Below are 23,010 nucleotides of genomic sequence, written 5' to 3'. Positions count from 1 at the left end.
TAGATTGTGAAGATAAAAAGGGGGAGCTGTAAATAGCTCCCCCTTTTTTTATCAATAATGATGATCTCGCAAAAACGAATTAGATGGCTAAGCCATCAATACTTATGCGTCAGCTTTTGTGGCTTCAAAATCTTTGTAAAGTAGGCTTGGTTGAATCCCTCGATTGTTTTGATATTTACCGCTGGCGTAGTTTTGGTGATCGCCCTCAATGCTATGGTAGAAAATTTGACATATTTCGACCCCGGGATAGATTCGTATCGGGTGGATGCAAAACATCTCCAGCGTCCAGAAGCCACTAAATCCAACATCACCGAAACCTGCTGTGACATGGATAAATAAGCCGAGTCGACCAATAGATGATCGGCCCTCTAGCATGGGAACCAAATTGTTTGTTGTCGTATGCTCGCAGGTTCGGCCTAAATAGAGGCGGCCCTGTTCGAGCACCAATCCCTCATCGGGGATGATAAGTGCCTCAGTATTAGGCGGTTTTTTCATGTCAAGAACAGGATCAGTATAGATCATCAGTTCATTGTGCAAGCACAGATTATAACTGTTTGGGTTGAGCTGCTCGGAGCTAAATGGCTCAATGAGGATGTCATCGCCGAGGCGTTGTTGAATCTCTTGGCCAGATAAAATCATAAGTAATCCCTTCGTTATTGCTCTGGACTGAGTTGAAGTTTACTGGTGATGTTGTTACGAACCCAGTTTTTATCCCACCATTCAATGGGGTTAACAGGAACACCGCCAACAATAATGCCGTAGTGGAGGTGGTCACCGCCTGCTAGCCCAGTCGCTCCTGTGCGGCCGATGATTTGTCCTCGCTCGACCACATCGCCCACTTCAACACCCATGGAACTGAGGTGCGCATACAGTGTTTGCAGCCCAAGGCCGTGATCGATAATAATGCACTGACCGTAGATACCCATTATGTCGGTATAGACAACGGTTCCACTGTTGGTCGCTGGGACTTTAGCACGCGCTGTTGACGCGAGGTCGATACCAAGGTGGGTCTGTTGGTCGATCTCTTTGTCATTATGAAAATAGTGGCGGCGGTCGCCAAATGTGGCCCGTGTCGCAGCACCAGGCTGGCGTAGGAAGGATTGACTCCATTCAAAGGCGTCGCTGGTCATTGCAGCCACGTCACTCAGCCATGCACGATTCTTTGGTCGTAAAATTCGATTTACATTTATGAACACTTCAAGAGGAGTCTCTGCTTGAGGGAAAAAGTCTTGAAACTGCGGCATTTTCCTTTTAAGAAAACGGTCACTGATTGGAATTTTATCTACTTTGAATTTTGGTTGTTTCAGTCGGTAATAAAATCCACCCACCCCTTGATTTCCTGCGTCATCCATCGCGACTACTTGCGGAACTTCTTGTGGGTCACTGTCGTAGGGGAAGGTAAACAAGCACAGGTAATTACCCGATAGTTGTTGATGCCCGGGAAAAAAATAATCACCAATTTGAACACCTGAGTTCTCGACCACTTCACCAATACTGTAAGCCACAATACCTGAGCCACCGACGGTTAAGTTATGCGCCGTGCTAAATACCTCGATAAGGGGTGGACGGGTGTCACGAATCAACTGGAACGATGTCGTAGAAGTGTTGCCGTCGCCAAAATGGTAAATCGAACGATCTCGACTTGTAATCTGTAGCGTGAGTAAACCATCCTTTAGAAATTGCTTAGATAGATCAATTTCTTCGCGAGCTATGGGGGTGTTCTCAGGGTAGTCTTTGTTGAGGATTTCGACAGTTTTACCATCCTGTATCAATACAATAGTAACCTGAGCCAACATGCTGGTTTCGTCATTGAGCGTAAGGGTAATCGGTGTTTTTCTAGTGATTGAACCGCCGCTTGGGTCGAGTAGGGCTAGGGGGGCATCGGTGTCGTGAAAATAGAAATAGGTGCCATAGCCGAGAGCAAAGAGAAGGGTTAAAGTAAAAAATGTTTTGATTGTTTTCACGCCAAAATCCTTTATGTTGCTTATTGTGAATTAAGTTGATGGTGGGCAGACGGGATCCGTTCTGTTTTGAGACGGTCCTATTAATACTGGTTGTTTGATCATTGTGCAATTCAATCTAGCAGATTTTTGGTGAAGGTGAAACTACTAAGCCCATAGTGTTTGATGCGATAAAATGACTTCATGCATGACAAGGCTTTTGAATTTTGTCAGACTACAGTATAGTAGAAGGCTGTCGGCGAGAGGATCTGCTGTTACCTGATGTTGAGTTTAACAGGTTAAATGAAAGTTCATAGCGTAATGGGGAGGTTGTGTGGCGTTCAATAGCGGGAAAACCTATAAAGATATGCTGTGTGTTGCACACGATATTGCTCAGGACCACTGGACTTTATTGCAAGCTCCATTTGAGCAAGTGATGGAGCAGCAGCGCGACCGGATGCGTGAAATCTCTGGGGATTGGATCCGTACGGGGATCAGTGATAAGGCTCTCGATGCGGAACTTGAAGAGTTGCGGCAGGTTTTTGTTCTCGTTTTTGATAAAATACCACAGCTTGATCAAGAGCTAGCTCAAAAGGCTACCAAGGCCGCGCTAAATTGTTTTTGGGAAGCCCTGATGGCTGGGCTCTAGTTCCCTTCGATCCCCATTTTTTCTTATTTCCCTTCTTAAAAGTACTCAATGCTTATTTTGTTCTAGATTCTTCTTCCTCTGTTTTGCTGCGAATCCACGTGTCAATTTGGGCTTTAATCTCATCATCTAGTTCGATGAAGCGTAGTCCCATGCCTGGTTCACGTTTGTCTTTTGCCGAATATTTTCTTCGCCAAACTGTTTCGCAGCGGCAGGTGAAGGTGATGTTTAGCGGCGAAGGAAGGATGATCTCGATTGTGAACTGACTGCCGATGGCTGTTGGGTTGATACTTGAGATGAACAATCCACTTCGGCTAATATTGGTGCCGTAACCGAAAAATACGCGACAGTCATCTTCGAGGCGAACTTTCTTGATTAACAGTGCACAGCGAAGTCCTTGCCGTTTGTCGGCTGGTGGTGGAGCAGTTTCTTGGCTGTCAGATGTCATGGAGATTCCCTCAAGTGGTTGAAAGTGTGGTTGCTACGGTCGGTGATGAGTTGCGATCACTGACATAAACTGTTGCAATGGATTTTCTTCTCCATCGAGCCAATGGATGGTGCAGCCACGGCGCTCCATGCGGCGAAACCACGTATCTTGCCGTTTGGCAAACTGATGGATTGCACTGGCGAGTTTTTGCACCATATCGTTGCGCGTTAAGCGGTTTTGTAAATGTTGCGCGATAAAACGGTACTCTAAACCGTAAAATTCTAAAACGTCCCAACTTACTCCCTGTTGATGAAGATGGGCAACCTCTTCGATCATCCCCTCATCTAGACGCTCTTTCAACCGCTGAGTAATCCTTTTGCGCAGTGTCTCTCTCTGCCAACGTAAACCAAACACCAAGGGCTGAAGGGTGTCAATAAGGGCCGTTGGCGGCGTAAGGCGGCGTGCTTCAGCAATCTCTATGGCCCGCAGTGTGCGTTCGCGATCATCAAGGTTGGTCCGATTGTGTTGCTCGGGTTGCAGGGTGAGCAACTCAGCTTGCAACGCCTCATCGGTTAACGGGGCAAGTCTGTCGCGAAGCGCTTCGTTTGTCGGTGCTGTGACCATCGCTTCGTTGCGTAAAATAGAATCAAGATACAGACCTGTGCCACCGCAAAGTAGAGGTGTTTTGTGGCGTTGGCGGATCGAATCAAATAATGGGGGAAAGCGTTGCTGAAATTTAAAGACATCGAACTCCTCGCCCGGGTCGACAATGTCGATCATGTGGTAAGGGATCTCAGCGTATTCAGCGAGGTCTTTTCCTGTGCCGATATCCATGCCACGGTAGACTTGGCGTGAATCTGCTGAAATAATTTCAGCTTGAATGATGCGAGCAATTTCAACGGCTAAATGGGTCTTCCCCGATGCTGTCGCACCGAGTAGAACTATAAGGTTGTGTTGAGTGTCGGTCATGGTTATTAGTTCCGTATCCTCAGTGCCGAGTTTCTGTGTGTCGTATTTAAAGTAAAGCGCCATCGTCAAGCACTGGTTCGTTTGATTCTTCCTTTAGCGGCGCTTATCTGCTAAATTACCGTGTGAATTGTAGCTTTGCTTTGGGTGTCTCGATGTTCTAAAGCAATTATTTGTTATTCAACCGGCTGCGCCGAATGTTTTGCGAGATATCAAACTTCTCGGGTAAACAGAGTGCGGCTTCAGGGCTATCCAGTTGTCGAGCACGGTGTTGATGTGCTCTTTATTGTGCCCAGAAATGCTCATGTAATGTCACCAGAACCTTTCGAATCGTCAACAATGGCACCCGTTGTTATCCCGAGGGAAGAACATTCCGTTTCCCGCTCTTTAATTGATGAAAACAGTTTGAAAGTTCTCTATCGTTTACGTCGCCACGGTTATCGCGCTTACCTTGTTGGCGGTAGTGTACGCGATTTATTGTTGGGTCGCCAGCCGAAAGACTTCGACGTTGGCACCGATGCAACACCCGACCAAGTACGGAAACTGTTTCGTAATTGTCGACTTGTTGGCCGTCGCTTTCGTTTAGCCCATATTATGTTCGGTCGAGATTGCATGATTGAGGTCGCAACATTTCGTCGCAAGCCTGAGCTGGATGAGATTCCAGCCCTTGAAGATGGTGGGTTGCACTTCGCTGAAAACGTCTTTGGTTCTCCACGTGAAGATGCTTTTCGCCGCGATTTCACCATTAATGCGTTGTTCTATGATATTGATGATTTTTCTATCGTTGATTATATGGGGGGCATGCAGGACCTACGCGACGGAGTGATTCGGGTTATCGGTGATCCCGATGAGCGTTTTGCTGAAGATCCCGTACGCATGTTGCGTGCTCTTGAATTTGCTGCCCGACTTGGCTTTGAGTTAGAGCACAGTGTTCCCCCCGCTATTGAGCGTTGTGCCGAGCAACTTGCCGCAGCTTCTCCTGCCCGAATCCGCGAAGAGTTAATGGAGCTGTTCCGCCACAAAGTTGCGGGGCAAGTGCTACAAAAAGCGGATAAGATCGGCCTGTTAGAGTTTTTGATCCCTGATTTTAAACCCTCACGCGAAAGTTTTGATCTGTTACGTCAACTCGATCTGCGCACCGCTTCCGGTGTTGCCGTGCGTGAGTTTTTTATCCTTGCTGCGATGACCGTTCATCGATTTGTGCTGCAGGTGAAACCTGACATGACGGTAGGCGATGTCCATAAGTTGGCTAATTACTTGTTGGCAGGCCACTGTCGTTACTTTAGTGTCGCGAATGGAATTAAGCATCAGGCGCGTGAGTTGCTGATCGCCTTTTTCCGTTTTCAACGGGGACGTGGTCGGCGTGGTGAACAGCGTTTTTTACGTCATCCTGCAACGGCTGAAGCGCTTGAGTTATATCGTTTGTGGTGTGAAACGACCAACAGTGACCGTGAGCAACTTGAAAGTTGGACGCGAGCAGTGGCTGGTGATTTAGGTGATGTGAAACCTGTTCCAAGTGGGGATGGTAAGCGTAAACGTCGCCCGCGGCGGCGGAAGAAGCCCCCTGTTGCGGATGCGGTTGATACGGAAGCTGTTGCTGTGGAAAGTGATAAAAGTGAAGCAGTTGTAAGCTCTGAGGAGACTAGTTGATCTCTGTGGTTTGCGTCAGAATGATAAGGTAATTGTCAGGGTCGTAAAGCCAGAGTTCATGGATGTTGTGCTGTTGGTCCTCTGATTCGTAGATACAGGTGGTCTCATGCCGTTCAATATTGCGTTGAACTTGTTTGAAGTTGTCGATTTGTAAGTCGAATGATGTACCAATGCCGCGTAGTTGATGTTTCAGGTGTTGAAATGCTGCAGGGTGTGTTGCTTCGAGTACCTCTATTTGGCGCAATATGATCGTCGCATCGCCTTGAGGTATGATTAACACAGAGTGCACGCTACCTTGAGGGATGAAGCGCTCGACACTTAAACAGAGTATTTCGCGGTAGAAGAATTCACTCTGGTCGATATCGTTAACAGCTAATGTAACGATCAGGCCCATTGGGGTTGTCTCCTTGCTGGGGTGTTGGCAATGCGCTTTTGTCTCAAGTAGCGCGCTACCATAACAGAGGTTGAGTGATGAACGAAGGGAAAAGGGTGTGTCTGTAGCGTCGATTGATACGGTTCCAACGGCTCCAGTTGTCGCTTTGATCGCTTTCGGTGGCAACCTAGGTGGGTGTCGCGAGGCCTTTGTTGCTGCACGAAAAAATTTAGATCACGGCGGCGTGACGGTGATTGCAAGTTCACCTCTGTATCGCACTGAACCAATCGGTGGCCCCAAGGGGCAACCTGACTATCTAAACAGTGTGGTTCACGTTGAAACCACCTTGAGTCCGTTGCGGTTGCTCAATCGATGCCATGAGTTGGAACAGCAGGCTGGGCGCCAGCGTTTGGAACATTGGGGCGCTCGGACTCTTGATCTCGACCTTCTTATTTATGGTCAACTGATTTGTGCGACGCCGCGTCTGATTTTGCCTCATCCGCGCTTACATCAGCGCCGTTTTGTTCTTGCTCCGTTGTGCGCATTGGTGCCAGCGTGGCAGCATCCCGTCTTACGTCAAACATTTGAAGCGTTATTGGCAACTTTGCCGTCTGACGTTGCTGATGGTGCTGTTCATCTTGTTGAATCAACGTGGTAACTTAGGAGAATAAGGTAATGATTGCTCGTATAGTTTTAATGATTTTGGTGTTTTTTCTCGGTTACACGGTATTTTCGGCTCTGATGCGTTGGTTGAGAGGTCAATCTTCAATTGAAGACACGAAAAATGACCCAGACCAAATGGTGCCTTGTGCTCAATGTGGAACCTATGTGCCGCAATCGGATGCGATTCGCAAAAAGAAGTCCGGTGAAGTCTATTACCTGTGTGATGAGACATGCCTCGAAGCATATAAGCAACAACGCTAACTAATTTTAAATAGATTAAATGGAGGACGACGATGGAATTTTTTATTGACACAGCAGAAGTGGATGAGATCCGTCAGGCGAATGAACTAGGCTTGGTCGATGGTGTAACAACGAACCCCTCGTTGATCGCTAAGAGTGGCCGCGATTTCAAAGAGGTTATTACAGAGATCACCAAAATTGTCGATGGGCCAATCTCAGCAGAGGTGATTGCCTTAGATGCTGATGGTATGGTGAGTGAAGGTCGTGAGTTAGCGAAGATCCATCCTAATATTGTCATTAAGGTACCGATGACCGAAGAGGGCTTGAAAGCGACACGTGTGTTTAGTGCTGAAGGGATTAAGGTCAACGTTACTTTGATTTTTTCCCCCTTACAGGCATTGCTTGCTGCCAAAGCTGGTGCCACCTATGTGTCTCCATTTGTCGGTCGTTTAGATGATGTTGGCCATGACGGTCTTGAAGGAGTTGATCAGATCCGCACTATTTTTGATAACTATGGCTATACGACAAAGATCATTGTCGCTTCGGTGCGTAGTCCTCTCCATATCCTCAACTCAGCGTTGGTTGCTGCAGATATCTGCACCATCCCATTTTCGGTGATGAAGCAGCTCGCCAAGCATCCCCTCACTGATGTAGGGATTGCTAAATTTATGGCTGACTGGGAAAAGAGCAAGTAGTCGTGGTTGATGAGTTGACCACGATACAATGTCAGGAGTTGCATCAGGAGTTGCTTCGATTACGTGGCCAGCTCAAGATTTCGTTGCGTGATAGCGCTGAGCAGTCGCAACCCGTTGATCTCGATAAGCCGATTGGTCGGTTGTCACGCATGGACGAAATGCAGCAACAGGGTATGGCTCAGGCTAACCGACGCGCCACCGAGCAACGCCTTGTGCAAGTTGATGCCGCGTTGACGCGAATTAGTCGTGATGAGTATGGCATTTGTGTTGCCTGTGATGAGGAGATCGGCTTTGGTCGACTCCAAGCGCGGCCCGAGGCTCCTTTTTGTTTGAGCTGTCAAACTGAGCGTGAGACGAGTCGATGAAAAAATGTCCTTTTTGCGCCGAAGAGATTCAAGATGCTGCCATCAAGTGTAAACACTGCGGTGAGTTTTTAGATCGTTCGCGCCAGTCTCGAAAGCCCGTGAATACAGAACCGTGGCATTTGCGCACTACTACCATTGTTATTGCTCTTGGTTGTGTTGGTCCTTTGGCATTGCCGCTTGTCTGGTTGCGGCCACAAACTACGTTGGTACGCAAAATTGTGGTAACGGTGACGGTGTTGCTGGTTAGCTGGTTACTCTATGAGAGTACTATGGCGTCATTGCGGACATTGCAGGAGTATATGAAGTTACTCGATTCGATTTAAGCGTATAATAAAAAAGCCCCCAATATTCTAAATATTGGGGGCTTTTTATTGTGCTTGATAACGACTTTTAGCTATGGCGTTTAGGAACAAAAGGCTTGCTGGTCGGTTTTTTACGGCTACTTGGTGCGCTTTTATCGCGATCAGCACGTGGTGCGCTTTTCTTGAACGGTTTCTTTTCTCGCGGTGCTGCGCTGCCTGACATCTCCTGAATTTTAATATCGTTTTGGCGAAGCTTGATTCCTTGCAGCTGTTTGACCTCTTTTTCTGACAAGCTTGCAGCCAGTTCAACTGTGGTGTGCTCGGTAAATAAACTAATGCGACCGATAGTGCGAATATTGATGCGGCCCTCATTGGTGAATGCGCCAACGATATCACGTGGAGTGATGTTGTGTTTGCGGCCGACGGCAATGCGGTAACGGGTCATTGGTTCGGTGTTGCGCTCACGCTCTCCCCGTTCGGGACGTTCGCCACGGTCTCTATCGCGACCAGTGTTGCCACGTTGTTTACGATCATCAAGAGATGGCGTTTGAATGTTGGCTAATTTCGGGAACAGGGTGTTCTTCTCTTGTAGTTGATGGGCAAGAGCCGCAGCAAGATCGGTCATGTCGATCTCGTCTTCTTTGGCAATTGCTTGAATCAATTCACGCATTGGTTGTAGTGTTTCGTGCTCAAGCGTGGTGTGTAATTTTTTCTTAAATGTTTCAATGCGGCGTGCCCCAATGAGATCCCCAGATGGGATGGGCATAATGGGGATTTCCCGTTTTGTCGCACGTTCAATTGTTTTAAGGAGCCGGCGCTCTGCTGGGCAAACAAATAGAATCGCTTTACCTTTACGTCCAGCGCGGCCTGTACGACCAATGCGGTGAATATAGGCTTCGGTATCGAAAGGGATATCATAGTTAAATACGTGACTGATACGTTCCACATCGAGTCCACGAGCGGCAACATCTGTGGCAACGATAATATCAATCTGTCCGCGCTTGAGGCGGTCAATGGTGCGCTCACGAATTTGTTGACTGAGGTCACCGTTGAGCGGGGATGCAGAAAGGCCACGGGCTTCTAGTTTTTCAGCCAGTTCTGTGGTTGCTGTTTTGGTACGTACAAAAATGATGGTGCCATTATAGTCTTCTGCTTCAAGGATGCGGCTTAGCACGTCAAACTTTTGATTGCTGCGCATCATCAGGTGGTATTGTTCGATTTGATCAACGGTTGAGGTGCGTGAGGCGATCTGTACCTCTTGTGCATCACCGAGATATTTTTTAGCCACGCGACGGATTGCTGGAGGCATGGTGGCCGAAAACAGCGCGCATTGACATACGGGGGACGTTGCACCAAGGATGAATTCAACATCGTCGATAAAACCCATACGCAGCATTTCATCCGCTTCATCCAGAACAACAGCATTAACGCGTTCAAGTTTGAGGCTGCCACGTTTCATGTGGTCCATGATACGACCCGGGGTGCCGACAACGACCTGCACGCCACTGTTGAGCGCTTTAAGTTGCTGGTACATTGGCTGTCCACCATATACGGCGAGAACCTTAATGCGTGGTACATATTTAGCAAAACCCTGAATGGCTTCAGAAACTTGAATCGCTAGCTCACGAGTTGGAGCCAATACGAGCATCTGAGGGTAGCGCTGGCTGGCATCAATGCGTGCCAGTAAAGGTAGAGCGAATGCAGCTGTTTTTCCCGTGCCTGTTTGAGCCGTGCCAAGAAGGTTTTTACCCTCAAGTAGGATGGGGATACTTTTCTCTTGGATGGGCGATGGTTCTTTGTAGCCAAGGTCAGTTAATGCTTTGAGGAAGTTTTCTTCAACACCTAGGGCTTCAAAATCAGCAGGTAATGTCATGTGTGGAGGCCTTGCTTTCTTAAATGTATACAGTATGTTTTCGCTAATTATTTAGCGAGCCTTACAGTATAGGCTAAAGCTTTGGGCAATTGCAAGTTTTTATTGTTTTTTTATCGTTTTTATGAGTCGGGTAATATTTTACACCCTGAATTGATACTTTTAACGTATACGGTCGCGGAGTTGGCTGTTACCATCAAATCTTGAAATTTTGAGTTTGGGTGAAGAAAATCCTTTTTTAAGCATGGGGGCTTCATGAACATTCACGAATATCAGGCAAAAGAAATTCTCGCTACATTCGATATTCCCGTTCCTCGGGGTCGAGTGACAGTGACCGCAGATCAGGCGGAACGGGCAGCCAAAATGCTGGGTGGTCGTTGCGTTGTTAAGGCACAGATTTATGCTGGAGGTCGTGGCAAGGCTGGTGGGGTTCAAGTTGCCCATCATCCAGAACAGGCGCATGAAATTGCCAAGGAGTTGTTTGGCAAGCGGATGGTCACTCATCAAACGGGGCCAGAAGGTCTAAAGGTTCGGCGGATTCTGGTTGAAGAAACGGTTGAGGTTGGTCGAGAGTATTATTTATCGATTACTTTGGATCGTCAAACGTCACGCTATTGTTTGATCGCTTCATCAGAAGGTGGTGTCAACATTGAAGACGTCGCCGAAACGGCACCTGAAAAAATTCACACCTTGACGATTGATCCTTACACTGGCTTACGCTCATACGAGGCTCGAAGCATTGCATTGAAGCTGGGACTTAGTGGTAGCATTGCAGAAGACTGTGTTCAGTTGATTCTCAATTTGTATCGGTGCTGCCTCGAAAAAGATTGTTCTATGCTGGAGATTAACCCGCTGGTGGTGACGAAGGCAGGCTGGTTGCTTGCTTTGGATGCGAAAATCAATTTTGATGATAATGCGATTTTCCGTCATTGGGAATACCATGAAATGCAAGACTACTCGCAGCTCGATCCGTTAGAGATCAGTGCTTCAAAATTTGATCTGGCCTATATCAAGCTCAGTGGTAATATTGGCTGCATGGTTAATGGCGCTGGGTTGGCGATGGCGACCCTTGATGTGCTAAAAGAGAACAGTGGCGAGCCGGCTAACTTCTTGGATGTAGGGGGCGGCGCGACGCGTGAAAAAGTAGCTGAAGCGTTTAAAATAATTTTGCAAGATGATGATGTCGAAGCGGTATTTGTCAATATTTTCGGTGGTATTATGCGCTGCGATGTCATCGCTCAAGGGATCATCGAAGCGGCTGGTGATGTGGATTGCCATCTGCCCATTGTTGTACGAATGGATGGCTCTATGGTTGAAGAGGGAAAGAAATTGCTGAAGGAATCAGGACTGAATGTTGAGTGCACTGATTTCCTTGGTGACGGTGCCGAGCGCATTGTGGCCATGATGCAAGGTGAAGCCCAGTCCTCAAGCAACGCTTAATGGAGAATAGCCATGTCGATATTAGTCAATGCACAATCTAAAATTATTGTTCAGGGGATGACAGGTAAAACAGGGTTGTTCCATACCCGAGAATGCCGCGATTATGGTACCAATATCGTTGCGGGTGTGACGCCGGGTAAGGGGGGGATTCATGTCGATGGAATTCCTGTTTTTGATACCATGGAAGAGGCTGTTCGGATCACTGGTGGCAACGTATCGATGATTTTTGTTCCGCCTCCAGGCGCAGCTGATGCGATTTTGGAAGCCTGTGCCGCTGGAGTTGAGCTTGCCGTGTGTATTACCGAAGGTGTTCCTGTTCGCGATATGGTTCTTGCGCGGCAGGTGGTTGAAGATAGTAACACTCGCCTTGTTGGGCCGAATTGCCCAGGATTGATCACTCCTGGCGAATGTAAAATTGGTATTATGCCAGGTTATATCCATAAACCAGGAAAAATCGGTGTTGTGTCGCGTAGCGGAACCCTTACCTACGAGGCAGTAAAGCAACTTACCGATGCCGGTCTGGGGCAATCGACCTGTGTCGGTATTGGTGGTGATCCCATTATTGGCCTGAAGTTTATTGATGTGCTGGAGCTATTCAATAATGACCCTGATACCGATGGGGTGTTGATGATTGGTGAGATCGGTGGTAGTGCTGAAGAGGAAGCAGCACAATGGGTTAAGGATAATATGACCAAGCCTGTTGCTGCCTTTATAGCTGGAGTTACAGCTCCTCCGGGTAAACGGATGGGTCATGCGGGAGCGATTATTAGTGGTGGTAAGGGACGAGCTGAAGATAAAATTGCCGCATTAACTGAATGCGGTGTCACTGTAGCCACTAGCCCGACAGCAATGGGTGAGGCGATGTTGAAAGCGTTGGCGCAATAGACGTTCGTGTTACTCTTTTGATTCATTGTTTCATTACTATGCACCGTTGTTTTATTGTTTATCTTGTGTGCGCCAGATCAATTTAATTGATCTGGCGCCATTTTATTTCTGGTAATTTGGCGTTAAATACGGTGTGATGCATGCCATGTGTTTCATTTTAGTTGAAATATCCCTTGGGGGGCAATTGTGAACCTGCTGCGTAACTTGTGGCCGTGGTTGGTTCCGTATCGTCGTGCTCTCTATGTGGGAACACTGTGGATTATTGTCACTAATGCGTTGCTGTTGGCAATCCCCCAATTGCTGCGTTTAGGGATTGCGGCCATTGAGCAAAACCACTGGCAGGATGTGCTGTTCTATGCTGGGACCATCGTGGTTCTTACACTTGTCGGTGGCGCTATTCGGGTGATCTCCCGACTTAACTTTTTACATACGGGACGTCGTGTTGAAGTTGATTTACGTCATGCGATGTTTGAGCGTTTGCTGTACCAGCCAGGCCCCTTTTTTAATGATCACCGCATCGGTGACCTCATCTCACGCTTTACCAATGATTTAATCAATGTTCGCATGGTGGCAGGGTTCGGAGTTGTTTCACTCGTTAATGCCGCTGTTGTCTATTTGATTGCGCTGTCTTTTATGTTGTGGATGTCGCCGTCGTTGACCCTTGCCGCACTGCTCCCTTTTCCAATCATGTTGTTGGCCATCAAACGTATTAGCCGTCATCTACTCCACTATTCAGCCCAGGTTCAGGAGCGGCTCGGTGGTCTCAGTGATGTGGTTGAAGAGACGCTGCGTGGTCAATCAAGTTTGCGTAGTAGTGGCTTTCAGGGGCCGCGGTGTCAGCGTTTTTCTGATATTAACGAACAATATTTAGAATCTTCCGTTGCCTTGGCGCGCATGAGGGCGCTGATCTTGCCGGTAATGAGCATCGTGACGCCGTGCGGCATTTTAATGGTGCTTTATTTCGGTGGTCAACAGGTAATTGCTGGAACGCTTCACCTCGGTGACATGGTAGCGTTTAATGCCTATTTGGTGCAATTGACGATGCCAACCATGCTTCTTGGTTGGATTTTGACCCTCGTCCAGCGGGCGACGGTGGGTATGGAGCGGATCAATCTTTTATTGAGCTTAACTCAACCACAACCGCTGCTTGATCACTATCAAGGCAGCGAGCGGCCACCTAAAATTGAATTTCGCAATGTAACCTTCACCTACGCTGGCGGACAGAAAAACTTGCCAGTGTTACGTGATGTGTCGCTGACTGTTGAGGCTGGAACCGTTGTTGGTCTGACGGGGTCTGTTGCTAGCGGGAAAAGTACGTTACTTCATTTATTGACAGGACGTTACCCTGTTGATGCAGGTCAATTGTTAATTGATGATGAAGATATTGCCACTGTGCGTCGCCAACAGTACAGTCAAAAGCTGTCGGCGGTATTACAGGAGGGGCAACTCTTTAGCGGTACTGTGGGGGATAACTTTCGCTTTGCTGCGCCAAACTTGACTGATGATGACCTCGATCAGCTGGCGAAAAAGGTGATGCTTTTTGATGAAATTAGCCATTTTAACGATGGGTTTTCGACTCGAATTGGCGAGGGTGGACTGACTCTCTCTGGCGGTCAGCGTCAGCGCGTCGGTGTCGCACGAGCACTCGCGCGTAACCGTGAATTGTGGTTGTTGGATGATCCGTTTAGTCATCTGGATACGTTCACGGCTCGGCAGGTGTGGGACAATTTGCGTCAATGCTTGCACGGTCGTACCGTTCTGTTTGCTTCAAGTCGTGTGTCAATTTTGCAGGGCGCCGATAAAATTATCATGCTAGATGGTGGCGAAGTGAGTGTTCAGGGAAGTCATGATGAGTTGATGGCTCAAGGTGGCGAGTATGCACGTTTGGTGAAGCGGGAACAGTTGCACCGTGAGATGGAGGGGCTATGAAATCGATTCACAGCGATGAAATTCATGGTCGTCATCTCGATAGTAAAATATTGCGCCGTTTCCTCCCTTTTGTTCGCCCGTATTGGAAGAAAGCTCTAGGGGGATTACTTCTTTTACCGCTGATCTCGGTGGTGCGTATTGTGCCGCCGTTGCTGATTAAGTTGGCGATCGATGAGAGTATCCTGCCTGGCGAACTGAATAAATTACTGCCAATTTCTGCCGTACTCGTCGCGTTATTGATTGCTGAAGGGGGCTTGGTGTTTGGTCAATCATTGTTTGTTCAGATGGTTGGACAGCACATTATGGCTGATTTGCGCCGAGATAGTTTTGCTAAATTGATGCGGGTACCGCGGCGTTGGTATGACTGGCAAGCTTCGGGCCGCTTGCTAACGCGTTTGACCACAGATGTTGAACATGTCGGTGATCTGTTTGGTTCAGGGATCGTGTCGGCGCTTGGCGATATTTTAACCTTGGTGATGATCTTTATCATCATGATGTCCATCAATGTACCGTTATCATTGATCTCATTTGCGGTTGTGCCATTTTTGATCGTGGTTATTGCGCTGATTCGGCGGCCCATGCGTAATGTGATGCGGCAGTTGCGAGCGAGGCAAGCCAGTTTGAATGCTTTTATTGCCGAGCGTTTGAACGGGATTGCAGAAGTGCAAATTTTTAGTCAGGAGCAGCGTACCAGTGCTGAGTTTGACGAACTTCAAGATGATTACCGTAAGTGTTCATTGAATTGGGTGACTCTTGAAGCGATGTTTTATGCCTGTGTTCATATCTTTGGCAGTCTCGCAGTGGCCGCTATTCTGTGGAAAGGCGGCGGCGAGGTGATGCGTGGGGCGGCGACCTTTGGTACGCTGGTGGCTTTTATTGAGTATTCGCGTAAATTCTTTATGCCGCTCACCGATTTGGCCTCTAAGTTTTCGGTGTTGCAAACAAGTAACGCATCCCTTGAACGAATTTTTGATCTGTTAGATCAGCCCGAGGAGGATCAGGGAACGTTGCCTGTTGCTTCTGGCCCTGGTCGGGTTGAGTTTTGTGATGTGAACTTCTCGTACGTCGCCGATGAGCCTGTTCTTAATGGGGTCTGTTTCACCCTTGAGGCGGGGCAATGTGTGGCCTTAGTGGGTGAGACAGGTAGTGGTAAAAGTACTCTGGCGCAGCTCTTACTCGGTTTTTATTCTGCGGATTCAGGTTGTATTCGCTTGAATGGCGACGATGTTGCTTTGCTCGATAAGGGCAGTTTACGTCAACAAGTTGGTTGGGTTTCGCAAGAGCCGTTTCTGTTTTCAGGTTCGGTGCGTGAAAACCTTGACCCGCTGTTTACTTTAAACGATGAACAAGTTTTTGAACATTTGAGCCATACTGGAGCGAACACCGTGGTCGATCGCCTTGGCGGTTTAGAGGGGCAACTGGTTGAGCATGGTAAAAATCTGTCTAGTGGCGAGCGTCAACTGCTATGCTTAACGCGCACGCAGATTCAAGATCCGCAAGTGATTATTCTCGATGAAGCAACCAGTCATCTCGATGGCGACAGTGAAGAGCTCGTTTACGAAGCGATGAGGGCTGTTTCTGGTGGCAGGACAACTCTGATGGTTGTTCACCATTTACGTTTAGCTGCTGAGGCAGATCTAATTGTGGTGATGCATCAAGGTCGGGTGTGTGAGCAAGGCAGTCATCGCCAATTGCTTGAAAAACAAGGGCGCTATGCGCAACTGTGGCAAATTCAACAACTTGATACGTAGGCACTGTCTCTATTGTCCTTGCGTCTTAGAAATGGGAACACATGGCACGGCATAAAAAGAAACAATCTACAAATACGGAAGCAGGTAAAGAGGGTCTCATTGTCAGTCACTTTGGTGTCGCCGTTTTGGTGCGTTACACTGATGCCGATTCGAGCGGTAATCATGTCGAAGAACGGGTGAAGGTTAAACGTAATTCGGGCCATGTTGTCGGCGATCAGGTGCAGGTGGTCGGTGAGGTTGTAACGGGGTTGCCACGCCATAATGCCCTGTGTCGTCGCGACGCTTTTGATAAGGTGCGAACCATGGCTGCCAATCTTGATCTATTGGGGATTGTTGTTGCCCCGCGCCCTGAAACTCCAGCGGGTTTTCTTGAGCGCGCTGTAGTCGCCGCGCGCGCCGCCAATATCGAACCCTGCTTAATCGTTAATAAGTGTGATCTTGACAATGTCGAGAGCTTAGCCGCGCAACTTGGTGAGGATTTCCTCGACGTCACACAAGTGTTCTCTGTCAGCGCTCTTACGGGTGAGGGCCTTGATGCGCTGCGCGAGTTTTTAGCTCGTGGACGGAGTGCTTTTGTCGGCGTCTCGGGGGCAGGAAAAAGCTCATTGTTGAATGCTCTGTGTCCTCAAGCTCATCTGGAAATTGGTAGCTTGAACGCTGATGACCACGGCTGTCACACCACCAGTGTCTCGACACTTATCGCCTTGCCGTCCGGCGGTGAACTCGTTGATACGCCGGGGTTTCGCGATTTCGCTCCTGTCGATGTCAGCAGCGAAGAGATCGCCCATTGGTTCCCTGGCTTCATGACCATTCTCGAACAGCAACCGTGCCGTTTTCGCAATTGTCGTCATCGTCAAGAGCCGGGCTGTTCCATTAAGAAAGCCATTGAAGATGGCCACCTCACTGAACAGCGTTATGAGCTGTATTTACGCACTCTTGATGATATTGAAGCATTAGAGCTTGCCAGTATTGATCGGCGTAAGCCGTTTTAGCACTTGTTTGGATTTTGATCTAACTGGCGCTGTAATCCCTTTCTTCTCCTTTCTTCTGTCTGATTCGAATAGGCAGGAACAGGTCTGTGGAGTGAAAGTTTGAGATGCACAGATTTTTGGTGTTGAACTTTATCGTTGTTATTATGTGGCTAACTGCATGTGTTCCACGCGGCAAGCAAATGAGCGTGCCTGAGGTCGACTTGCTAAGTCAAGAGCATGGCTATTCTCATCGTGTTATGGCGGGTGGAATTTTTTCATTGTTGACGGTATCAGCTGACGTGATCCCTGTTATTCATAGCAAGGTGTTGCGTGTCTACATTGAAGGCGATGGCTTAGCATGGCGGACGCGGCGCCAACTTTCAGCTCAGCCAACGCCGGTAAACCCGCTGGCGTTACGTTTGATGTTGGTCGATCCTTCGCCTGATAAGCTTTATATTGCTCGGCCATGTCAATTTATTCAGACAGCTTTTTGTCAGCCCCGTTTTTGGTCACTGGATCGGTATCATGAAGATGTGGTGGCAGCAGTGGCAGCGGTGTTGTCACAGTTTAAACAGGCGCGCGGATACACCCAGGTGGAATTGGTCGGTTATTCGGGTGGGGCAACGGTGGCATTGTTGTTGGCTGCGCAGCGAGATGATGTGCTGTCGGTGCGAACGGTGAGTGGTAATTTGGATCACGCTGAGTTTTGCCGTCTGCACCATGTCACCCCACTGAGTGGTTCACTTAATCCAATTGATTTTACCGTGTCATTGCAGTCGATTCCTCAACTTCATTTTGTCGGTGGGCAAGATTCTGTGGTGCCTATCGAGATCTTTAACTCCTATGTTGGTTGTTTTGGCGATCCACAGCTGGTTAAATCAGAGGTTGTGCCAGGGATGAGACACCGTGAGGGGTGGGTTACACAATGGGCTCAATTGTTGCGACTGCCGTTATCGAAATATTACTAATTCCCCCATCCTGCTAGGCCGTGCTGGGAAGTAGGGGTGGTGTTGGTACGGGATTGTCATCCCTAGCGCGATCATTTTTATTTTGACCAGTCATCTTTTCTCTATCATTAGCAGGTAGGGCGCATTGTTACGGTTGACGGGCTGAATTCTTAGCACGTTCCATGTTTGACCCTCCAGTTTGTTGCATAGGTTTTCAATGGCGTCCACTTCTTCTGTGGCCCCCTCGTGCCCTGTATAAAGCACTAAGGCAATGCGACCTCGTGGCGCAAGTAATTGGCTTGCTTGAAAAATAGCGTCACAACTGGTTTTGGCATTGGTTGTGGTGGTGTGGTCGCCGTTGGGGAGGTAGCCGAAATTTGCAATGACCGCTTTAGGTTGTGGCATGATGCGAGGATCAATCAATTCTGCTAATCGACTATGGCAGCAGGGGGTGAGGGTGATCCCCGCCGTTGAGGCCAGCGGTTCCGTCGGTTCATTGATGGGAAATCCTGCGGTGTCAAGCCGCTCTGCTGTGCTATCTATGGCCGTTTGTTGGACATCAAAAGCGAGAACGTGCCCCTGGTTCCTAGCACCAACTTGTTGGGCCAGCCACAACGTATCGTGGCCGCGCCCTGCGGTGAGATCGATGGCGAAATCACCTGTATTGATCACTTCAGCTAATAATTTATGGGCCCAGTTGATCACATTGATTAACTCATTTTTTGCTTGGCTCATTTTTTATTGCCCTTGTCGATTGTTAGTTCACATTCTTGACCTAAATGGTTGCCAATAGCGATTATTAGCGATACAGTGCGCGCATGAAAAATACAACAGAAAATACCTTAAACGTAGTAGAAAATCTCCCCGAAGAGCAGTTGGATAAATATTCATCCGCGATCACTCTCTCTGATATGGAAATTTTTATCTATCCTGATCTTCTCTATAGTTTGGTGCTTGCCAACATCATGTCGCCAGTGGTTTGGTCATGGCGTGATGATCCTTGGTTCGCCAAAATGGGTAAGCTTAACCCGTATCGCCGGGTGTTGCGTCTTAAGCAGTACATTATGGAACATTATGATTTTAATCTCGATTTAGATTCGTGGGGGTTAACCAGTAAAGATACTGAAATAGCACGCTTTGGTTCAGTGATGGATCCTGAAATTATTGCCAAAAGTAATGCGTTGTTTGGTTACACTGGTGATCAGTATTACTTTGATATGGATATCCGCAAACACTTCGGGCTGGATAAGTATGAGGGTGATATTATCCCGTACTGGAAAACAGAAACCGTTGAAGCGATGGATGCTTTTTGTTATCGCGATGGCTATCGCAATGGTGCGGGAGAGTGTGTGTCGTTGTCCACGCTTTACGCTGCGGCATTGTTTGTTGTCTGTGGTATTCCCCTTGAAGATATTTTCCTTATGGCGACACCTCTGCATTCGCAAAATTTTGTTGATGTAAAGGGTGGGGTGGTGACGAACAATCGCCGTATCGTTACACAAAACATGTGGTTTAACGGTACGGAACTTTCGGCACGAGCGCAACGGGCGTTACGCAATGAGCAGGTAACGATGGTTGCTCACTGTAGTGGCAGTATCCACTCTGTGTATCCTGAAGCGAGCATTGACGCTGTTGCCTATAGTCGTTTTAGCGACAAGGTGACAGCGTATCTGAAGATTGAGTTAAACTTGGAAGTTTTATGTAACTTTTTACGTGAAAATAGCGACCTGCAAACGTGTTTTCAAATTAAGCATATGCGTCACGGTAAGCCACGGTGGATCGCTGCTGAAACAGTGTACAGTTACGAGAATGGCAGTGCGTTTAAGGTCAGCAACAATACTCGTGAAAAGTTGTTGGACTCTATTGATGCCTACGACTTTCATCATGAACCTCTCGAAGGTCGGATGCAGCTATCTAAGTTTGAGCAATTTTTTAAGCAACATCCTCACGTCGATTTAAACCAAGAAGAGATGCAGAAAAAGTTGATGGACGAGTTTGATTGTAAGCAACACCAAGCGTGTCAGTTGATACAAAAGATACGCGCTTTCATTCAAATTCAACCTCGGTTGCCACAGCAGTCTGAAAAGCAAGTGAAAGAGGTTGCACCGATTGTTTTAACTGCTGATATGGACCGCAGCGCCGTTGTCGCTCAATTGGCGACACTGAGGCAAGATAATGTGGTTGTTGATCTTGCTTTTTACGCCAGCCGTGATATGAATTGTTGCGATTGGTCACCGTTTATGAAGGCCGCTGTTGAGCGAAACCCCGTTTCGATTGTTGCTACTCAATCGTTGAGTGATGAAGCTCTTATTGATTGTTTTGCGGCGATGGAATCGGAGTCAATCTATTCTGTTGGCCGACTTGCTCAACCTGATGAAGTGTGGAACTTTCAACGTGGTGATGGCGTTGAACGTGCGATCTGCTTAGCAAATGTATGGAAGGCACGCTATCCGCAGCAAAAGATCAGTCTATCGGTAGCGGGTGAGTCTGTTACGTTAGACTTGGGCGGTCGTATCGTGTCGTATGCGAGTTGTAAAGATTTGAATACGCAACTGAATCTGTAAGATGTTGATCGTTACAATGGCAAGGGTGCCAAGGTGAAATGGTGCGCATTAATTCGTTATGGCGATTGACGCATGAAGTGTTATCAGCTATCTTACATAATGTAGACTAAATTGGTTATGTATTGGGTCGATCACAACGGCGTGGTTCAAACAAGCTGTTTATTAATTAAATAAGGTAGGAACTTATGGAACGAATTTATCTCGATAACAATGCAACAACACTCGTTGATCCTGCTGTGCGTGAAGCAATGGATCCTTTTTATTGCCAAATGTACGGCAATCCAAACTCGTTGCATTCATATGGTATTGAAGTGCGTCCTTACCTTCATCAGGCAATGGAGCAGATGTATACTGGCATTGGCGCGCGGGATGAGGATGATATTATCATCAATTCCTGTGCCACCGAGGGTAATAATACCGTCATCATGGGGATGTATTTTAATCTCCTTAAGGATACCCGCAAAAAGTCTTTGGTCACTACGCAGCTTGAACACCCTTGTGTGCGCGAAGCGTGCCGCTTTTTAGAGACTCAGGGTGTGAAGGTTACCTATCTTGCTCCAGATCGTGATGGTATGATTACCGCTGATATGGTGAAAGAGGCCATCAATGACAAAACCGCGCTGGTTTCTGTTATGTGGGCCAACAATGAGACCGGTTTGATTTTACCGATAAAAGAGATTGCTGAGACCTGCAAAGAAAAAGGGGTTTACTTTCATACCGATGCGGTTCAAGCAATTGGTAAGATTGATGTCGATTTACAAGATGTTCCCATCGATTATTTGACTTTTAGCGCGCACAAGTTTCATGGCCCGAAAGGGGTCGGTGGTTTGTATATTCGCAAGGGGGCAAGTTTGCCACCGTTGTTGCACGGCGGTGAGCAGATGGGCGGACACCGCGCTGGAACCGTTGATGTTGCGGGTATGGTTGGCATGGGTAAAGCGATGGAACTTGCCGTTGAGGGTCTTGACTTTGAAGATAAGGAAGTCCGCCGTCTGCGTAATAAGTTGGAAGATGCCCTACTGAAAAACAATGATGTTATGGTGGTAGGTGACCGGGAGCTACGCACTCCTAATACTCTTTACATCAGTATTCGTGGTGTTGAGGGTGAGGCGATGATTTGGGACCTCAATGAGAATGGGATTGCCGCATCAACAGGCAGTGCTTGCGCTTCGGAATCTCTAGAAGCTAGCCCAATTCTTACTGCGATAGGTGCCGACAAAGAGTTAGCTCATACGGGAGTTCGTTTTAGCTTGTCGCGCTTTACCACCGAGCATGAGATTGATCGAACCATTGAGGTGGCAAATAAGGCAATCGTTCGCTTGCGTCAGCTTTCAACATCGTATTAATGATTCATAGTTTGCTTCGGCGACTGCTTGATAGGAGTACTTAAGTTATGGCTAAAAATGATTTGATTGGTGGTTCCCTTTGGGAGCAATATTCTGAAAAAGTTGCTGAACGGATGAACAATCCACGCCATTTTGGTGAGTTGACAGAAGAGGATGCTCAGGCATTGAATGGTCGGCTAATAATTGCCAATGAGGGTGCTGAATCCTGTGGCGATACGGTTCGTTTGTTCTGGGTTGTTGCCAATGATGGTGAAGTGATTAAGGCGGCAAAGTTTAAGTCGTTTGGTTGCGGAACCGCGATTGCCTCAACGGATATGATGGCCGAGATGTGTATCGGTAAAACCGTTGAAGAGGCGACAAAAATTACTAATCTTGATGTTGAAAAAGCTTTGCGTGATACGGATGATGAGCCCGCTGTGCCGCCACAAAAGATGCACTGTAGTGTTATGGCCTACGAGGTGATCAAGCAAGCAACCGCCATCTATCGTAATGTAGATGTGGCAACGTTGCAGGAGAAAGATATTGTCTGTGAGTGTGCACGGGTCTCGCTGCAGATGGTTGAAGATGCGATCCGGATTAATGATCTCACTACAGTAGAAGAGATTGCCGATTACACCAAGGCGGGTGCATTTTGTAAATCATGTATCGAGCCCGGTGGGCACGAAAAGCGTGACCACTACCTTGTTGATATTTTGGCGCGTGTGCGTGGCGAAATAGAGATCGCGAATAGTCCCGATGGCGTGGTGGTCGACGATTTCTTGAGTCTGTCTATCGTTAAGCAAATTAAGGCGATTGAGCAGTCCTTGGATCAATATGTTCGCCCTGCCCTAGCGGGTGATGGTGGCGGTGTTGAGCTTGACGATGTTTGTCCGGGTGATGATGGTTTTGTTCATGTTCACATCAAATATCAAGGCTCCTGTAAGGGGTGTGCTGGCAGTGTTGCTGGAACCTTAAGTTTTGTCCAGAAAAGCTTACAGGGCACTGTGAGCGATAAGATCCGCGTGGTCGTCGCGTAACGCTTCACAGCAAAAGCTGCGCAT

At 47.7% G+C, this 23,010-nt stretch carries 23 protein-coding genes; 16 read left to right on the top strand and 7 right to left on the bottom strand.

Annotation, left to right across the window (positions count from 1 at the left end; genetic code table 11):
• Window positions 1–102: 102 nt before the first annotated feature.
• Together dcd and ACZ5KY_RS01665 are read right to left on the bottom strand one after the other, a co-directional pair.
• On the bottom strand, window positions 103–639 hold the full coding sequence (gene dcd, locus ACZ5KY_RS01670; protein ID WP_464242177.1) for a dCTP deaminase: 537 nt from the start codon (window positions 637–639) through the stop codon (window positions 103–105).
• 14 nt (window positions 640–653) lie between these two features.
• On the bottom strand, window positions 654–1,964 hold the full coding sequence (locus ACZ5KY_RS01665) for a M23 family metallopeptidase (protein WP_464242176.1): 1,311 nt from the start codon (window positions 1,962–1,964) through the stop codon (window positions 654–656).
• 310 nt (window positions 1,965–2,274) lie between these two features.
• Here ACZ5KY_RS01665 and ACZ5KY_RS01660 point away from each other — a divergent pair, with 310 nt between their 5' ends.
• The gene (locus ACZ5KY_RS01660) at window positions 2,275–2,589 is read left to right on the top strand and encodes a hypothetical protein (protein WP_464242175.1); all 315 of its coding nucleotides are present in this window, start codon (window positions 2,275–2,277) and stop codon (window positions 2,587–2,589) included.
• Window positions 2,590–2,641: 52 nt separating this feature from the next.
• Here the strand turns inward: ACZ5KY_RS01660 and ACZ5KY_RS01655 are convergent, their stop codons facing one another.
• A complete protein-coding gene (locus ACZ5KY_RS01655) occupies window positions 2,642–3,034 on the bottom strand; it encodes a PilZ domain-containing protein (RefSeq protein ID WP_464242174.1) in 393 nt (130 codons plus the stop codon).
• 33 nt (window positions 3,035–3,067) lie between these two features.
• Window positions 3,068–3,982, bottom strand: coding sequence for a tRNA (adenosine(37)-N6)-dimethylallyltransferase MiaA (miaA, locus tag ACZ5KY_RS01650; protein WP_464242173.1), 915 nt, complete (start codon window positions 3,980–3,982; stop codon window positions 3,068–3,070).
• Window positions 3,983–4,288: 306 nt separating this feature from the next.
• On the opposite strand from miaA, the gene pcnB reads away from it, so the two are divergent.
• The gene (gene pcnB, locus ACZ5KY_RS01645) at window positions 4,289–5,629 is read left to right on the top strand and encodes a polynucleotide adenylyltransferase PcnB (RefSeq protein ID WP_464242172.1); all 1,341 of its coding nucleotides are present in this window, start codon (window positions 4,289–4,291) and stop codon (window positions 5,627–5,629) included.
• Here the strand turns inward: pcnB and ACZ5KY_RS01640 are convergent.
• Window positions 5,622–6,023, bottom strand: a complete 402-nt coding sequence (locus tag ACZ5KY_RS01640) for a VOC family protein (protein ID WP_464242171.1) — start codon at window positions 6,021–6,023, stop codon at window positions 5,622–5,624. The genes pcnB and ACZ5KY_RS01640 overlap by 8 nt on opposite strands.
• A gap of 97 nt (window positions 6,024–6,120) precedes the next feature.
• Between ACZ5KY_RS01640 and folK the strand changes: the two genes are divergently transcribed.
• From folK to ACZ5KY_RS01615, 5 genes are read left to right on the top strand one after another with little or no spacing between them, the layout of a single operon-like run.
• Entirely contained in the window at window positions 6,121–6,660 is a 540-nt protein-coding gene (folK, locus tag ACZ5KY_RS01635) for a 2-amino-4-hydroxy-6-hydroxymethyldihydropteridine diphosphokinase (RefSeq protein ID WP_464242170.1), read from the top strand.
• Window positions 6,661–6,677: 17 nt separating this feature from the next.
• Window positions 6,678–6,926 carry a PP0621 family protein gene (locus ACZ5KY_RS01630; protein WP_464242169.1) on the top strand — a complete coding sequence of 83 codons (249 nt, stop codon included), beginning with the start codon at window positions 6,678–6,680 and terminating at the stop codon, window positions 6,924–6,926.
• Between the two features lie 32 nt (window positions 6,927–6,958).
• The gene (gene fsa, locus ACZ5KY_RS01625; protein ID WP_464242168.1) at window positions 6,959–7,600 is read left to right on the top strand and encodes a fructose-6-phosphate aldolase; all 642 of its coding nucleotides are present in this window, start codon (window positions 6,959–6,961) and stop codon (window positions 7,598–7,600) included.
• A 2-nt stretch (window positions 7,601–7,602) separates the two neighbouring features.
• Window positions 7,603–7,965 carry a TraR/DksA family transcriptional regulator gene (locus ACZ5KY_RS01620; protein ID WP_464242167.1) on the top strand — a complete coding sequence of 121 codons (363 nt, stop codon included), beginning with the start codon at window positions 7,603–7,605 and terminating at the stop codon, window positions 7,963–7,965.
• The gene (locus ACZ5KY_RS01615; RefSeq protein WP_464242166.1) at window positions 7,962–8,288 is read left to right on the top strand and encodes a zinc ribbon domain-containing protein; all 327 of its coding nucleotides are present in this window, start codon (window positions 7,962–7,964) and stop codon (window positions 8,286–8,288) included. Before ACZ5KY_RS01620 ends, ACZ5KY_RS01615 begins: the two co-directional genes overlap by 4 nt.
• Before the next feature lie 67 nt (window positions 8,289–8,355).
• On the opposite strand, the gene ACZ5KY_RS01610 is transcribed toward ACZ5KY_RS01615, so the two are convergent.
• The gene (locus tag ACZ5KY_RS01610) at window positions 8,356–10,140 is read right to left on the bottom strand and encodes a DEAD/DEAH box helicase (RefSeq protein ID WP_464242165.1); all 1,785 of its coding nucleotides are present in this window, start codon (window positions 10,138–10,140) and stop codon (window positions 8,356–8,358) included.
• Between the two features lie 252 nt (window positions 10,141–10,392).
• Here ACZ5KY_RS01610 and sucC point away from each other — a divergent pair, with 252 nt between their 5' ends.
• The 6 genes from sucC to ACZ5KY_RS01580 all read left to right on the top strand — a co-directional run bounded on the left by sucC (window position 10,393) and on the right by ACZ5KY_RS01580 (window position 18,081).
• Window positions 10,393–11,577: an ADP-forming succinate--CoA ligase subunit beta gene (gene sucC / locus ACZ5KY_RS01605; protein ID WP_464242164.1), complete on the top strand. Its 1,185-nt coding sequence runs from the start codon at window positions 10,393–10,395 to the stop codon at window positions 11,575–11,577.
• A 12-nt stretch (window positions 11,578–11,589) separates the two neighbouring features.
• Window positions 11,590–12,462 (top strand): succinate--CoA ligase subunit alpha, encoded by an 873-nt coding sequence (gene sucD / locus ACZ5KY_RS01600; RefSeq protein WP_464242163.1) that lies wholly within the window; start codon window positions 11,590–11,592, stop codon window positions 12,460–12,462.
• A 186-nt stretch (window positions 12,463–12,648) separates the two neighbouring features.
• Window positions 12,649–14,391, top strand: a complete 1,743-nt coding sequence (locus ACZ5KY_RS01595) for an ABC transporter ATP-binding protein (protein ID WP_464242162.1) — start codon at window positions 12,649–12,651, stop codon at window positions 14,389–14,391.
• Window positions 14,388–16,142 (top strand): ABC transporter ATP-binding protein, encoded by a 1,755-nt coding sequence (locus tag ACZ5KY_RS01590; RefSeq protein ID WP_464242161.1) that lies wholly within the window; start codon window positions 14,388–14,390, stop codon window positions 16,140–16,142. Before ACZ5KY_RS01595 ends, ACZ5KY_RS01590 begins: the two co-directional genes overlap by 4 nt.
• 41 nt (window positions 16,143–16,183) lie before the next feature.
• Window positions 16,184–17,134, top strand: coding sequence for a ribosome small subunit-dependent GTPase A (gene rsgA, locus ACZ5KY_RS01585; protein WP_464242160.1), 951 nt, complete (start codon window positions 16,184–16,186; stop codon window positions 17,132–17,134).
• Window positions 17,135–17,238: 104 nt separating this feature from the next.
• Window positions 17,239–18,081 carry an alpha/beta fold hydrolase gene (locus ACZ5KY_RS01580; protein WP_464242159.1) on the top strand — a complete coding sequence of 281 codons (843 nt, stop codon included), beginning with the start codon at window positions 17,239–17,241 and terminating at the stop codon, window positions 18,079–18,081.
• A 90-nt stretch (window positions 18,082–18,171) separates the two neighbouring features.
• Here the strand turns inward: ACZ5KY_RS01580 and mnmM are convergent, their stop codons facing one another.
• Complete coding sequence (gene mnmM, locus ACZ5KY_RS01575) at window positions 18,172–18,795, bottom strand: tRNA 5-(aminomethyl)-2-thiouridylate-methyltransferase MnmM (RefSeq protein WP_464242158.1); 624 nt, start codon at window positions 18,793–18,795, stop codon at window positions 18,172–18,174.
• Window positions 18,796–18,878: 83 nt separating this feature from the next.
• Between mnmM and ACZ5KY_RS01570 the strand changes: the two genes are divergently transcribed.
• From ACZ5KY_RS01570 to ACZ5KY_RS01560, 3 genes are all read left to right on the top strand, one after another.
• A complete protein-coding gene (locus ACZ5KY_RS01570; protein WP_464242157.1) occupies window positions 18,879–20,624 on the top strand; it encodes a hypothetical protein in 1,746 nt (581 codons plus the stop codon).
• A 185-nt stretch (window positions 20,625–20,809) separates the two neighbouring features.
• Window positions 20,810–21,970, top strand: coding sequence for a NifS family cysteine desulfurase (locus ACZ5KY_RS01565; protein WP_464242156.1), 1,161 nt, complete (start codon window positions 20,810–20,812; stop codon window positions 21,968–21,970).
• Between the two features lie 47 nt (window positions 21,971–22,017).
• On the top strand, window positions 22,018–22,986 hold the full coding sequence (locus ACZ5KY_RS01560; RefSeq protein WP_464242155.1) for an iron-sulfur cluster assembly scaffold protein: 969 nt from the start codon (window positions 22,018–22,020) through the stop codon (window positions 22,984–22,986).
• The last annotated feature ends 24 nt before the right edge of the window (window positions 22,987–23,010 follow it).

The sequence above is a fragment of the Desulfuromonas svalbardensis genome (assembly GCF_055389415.1).
Note: the sequence above shows the minus strand (reverse complement) of the source record. Positions and strands in the feature narration are given on the sequence as shown.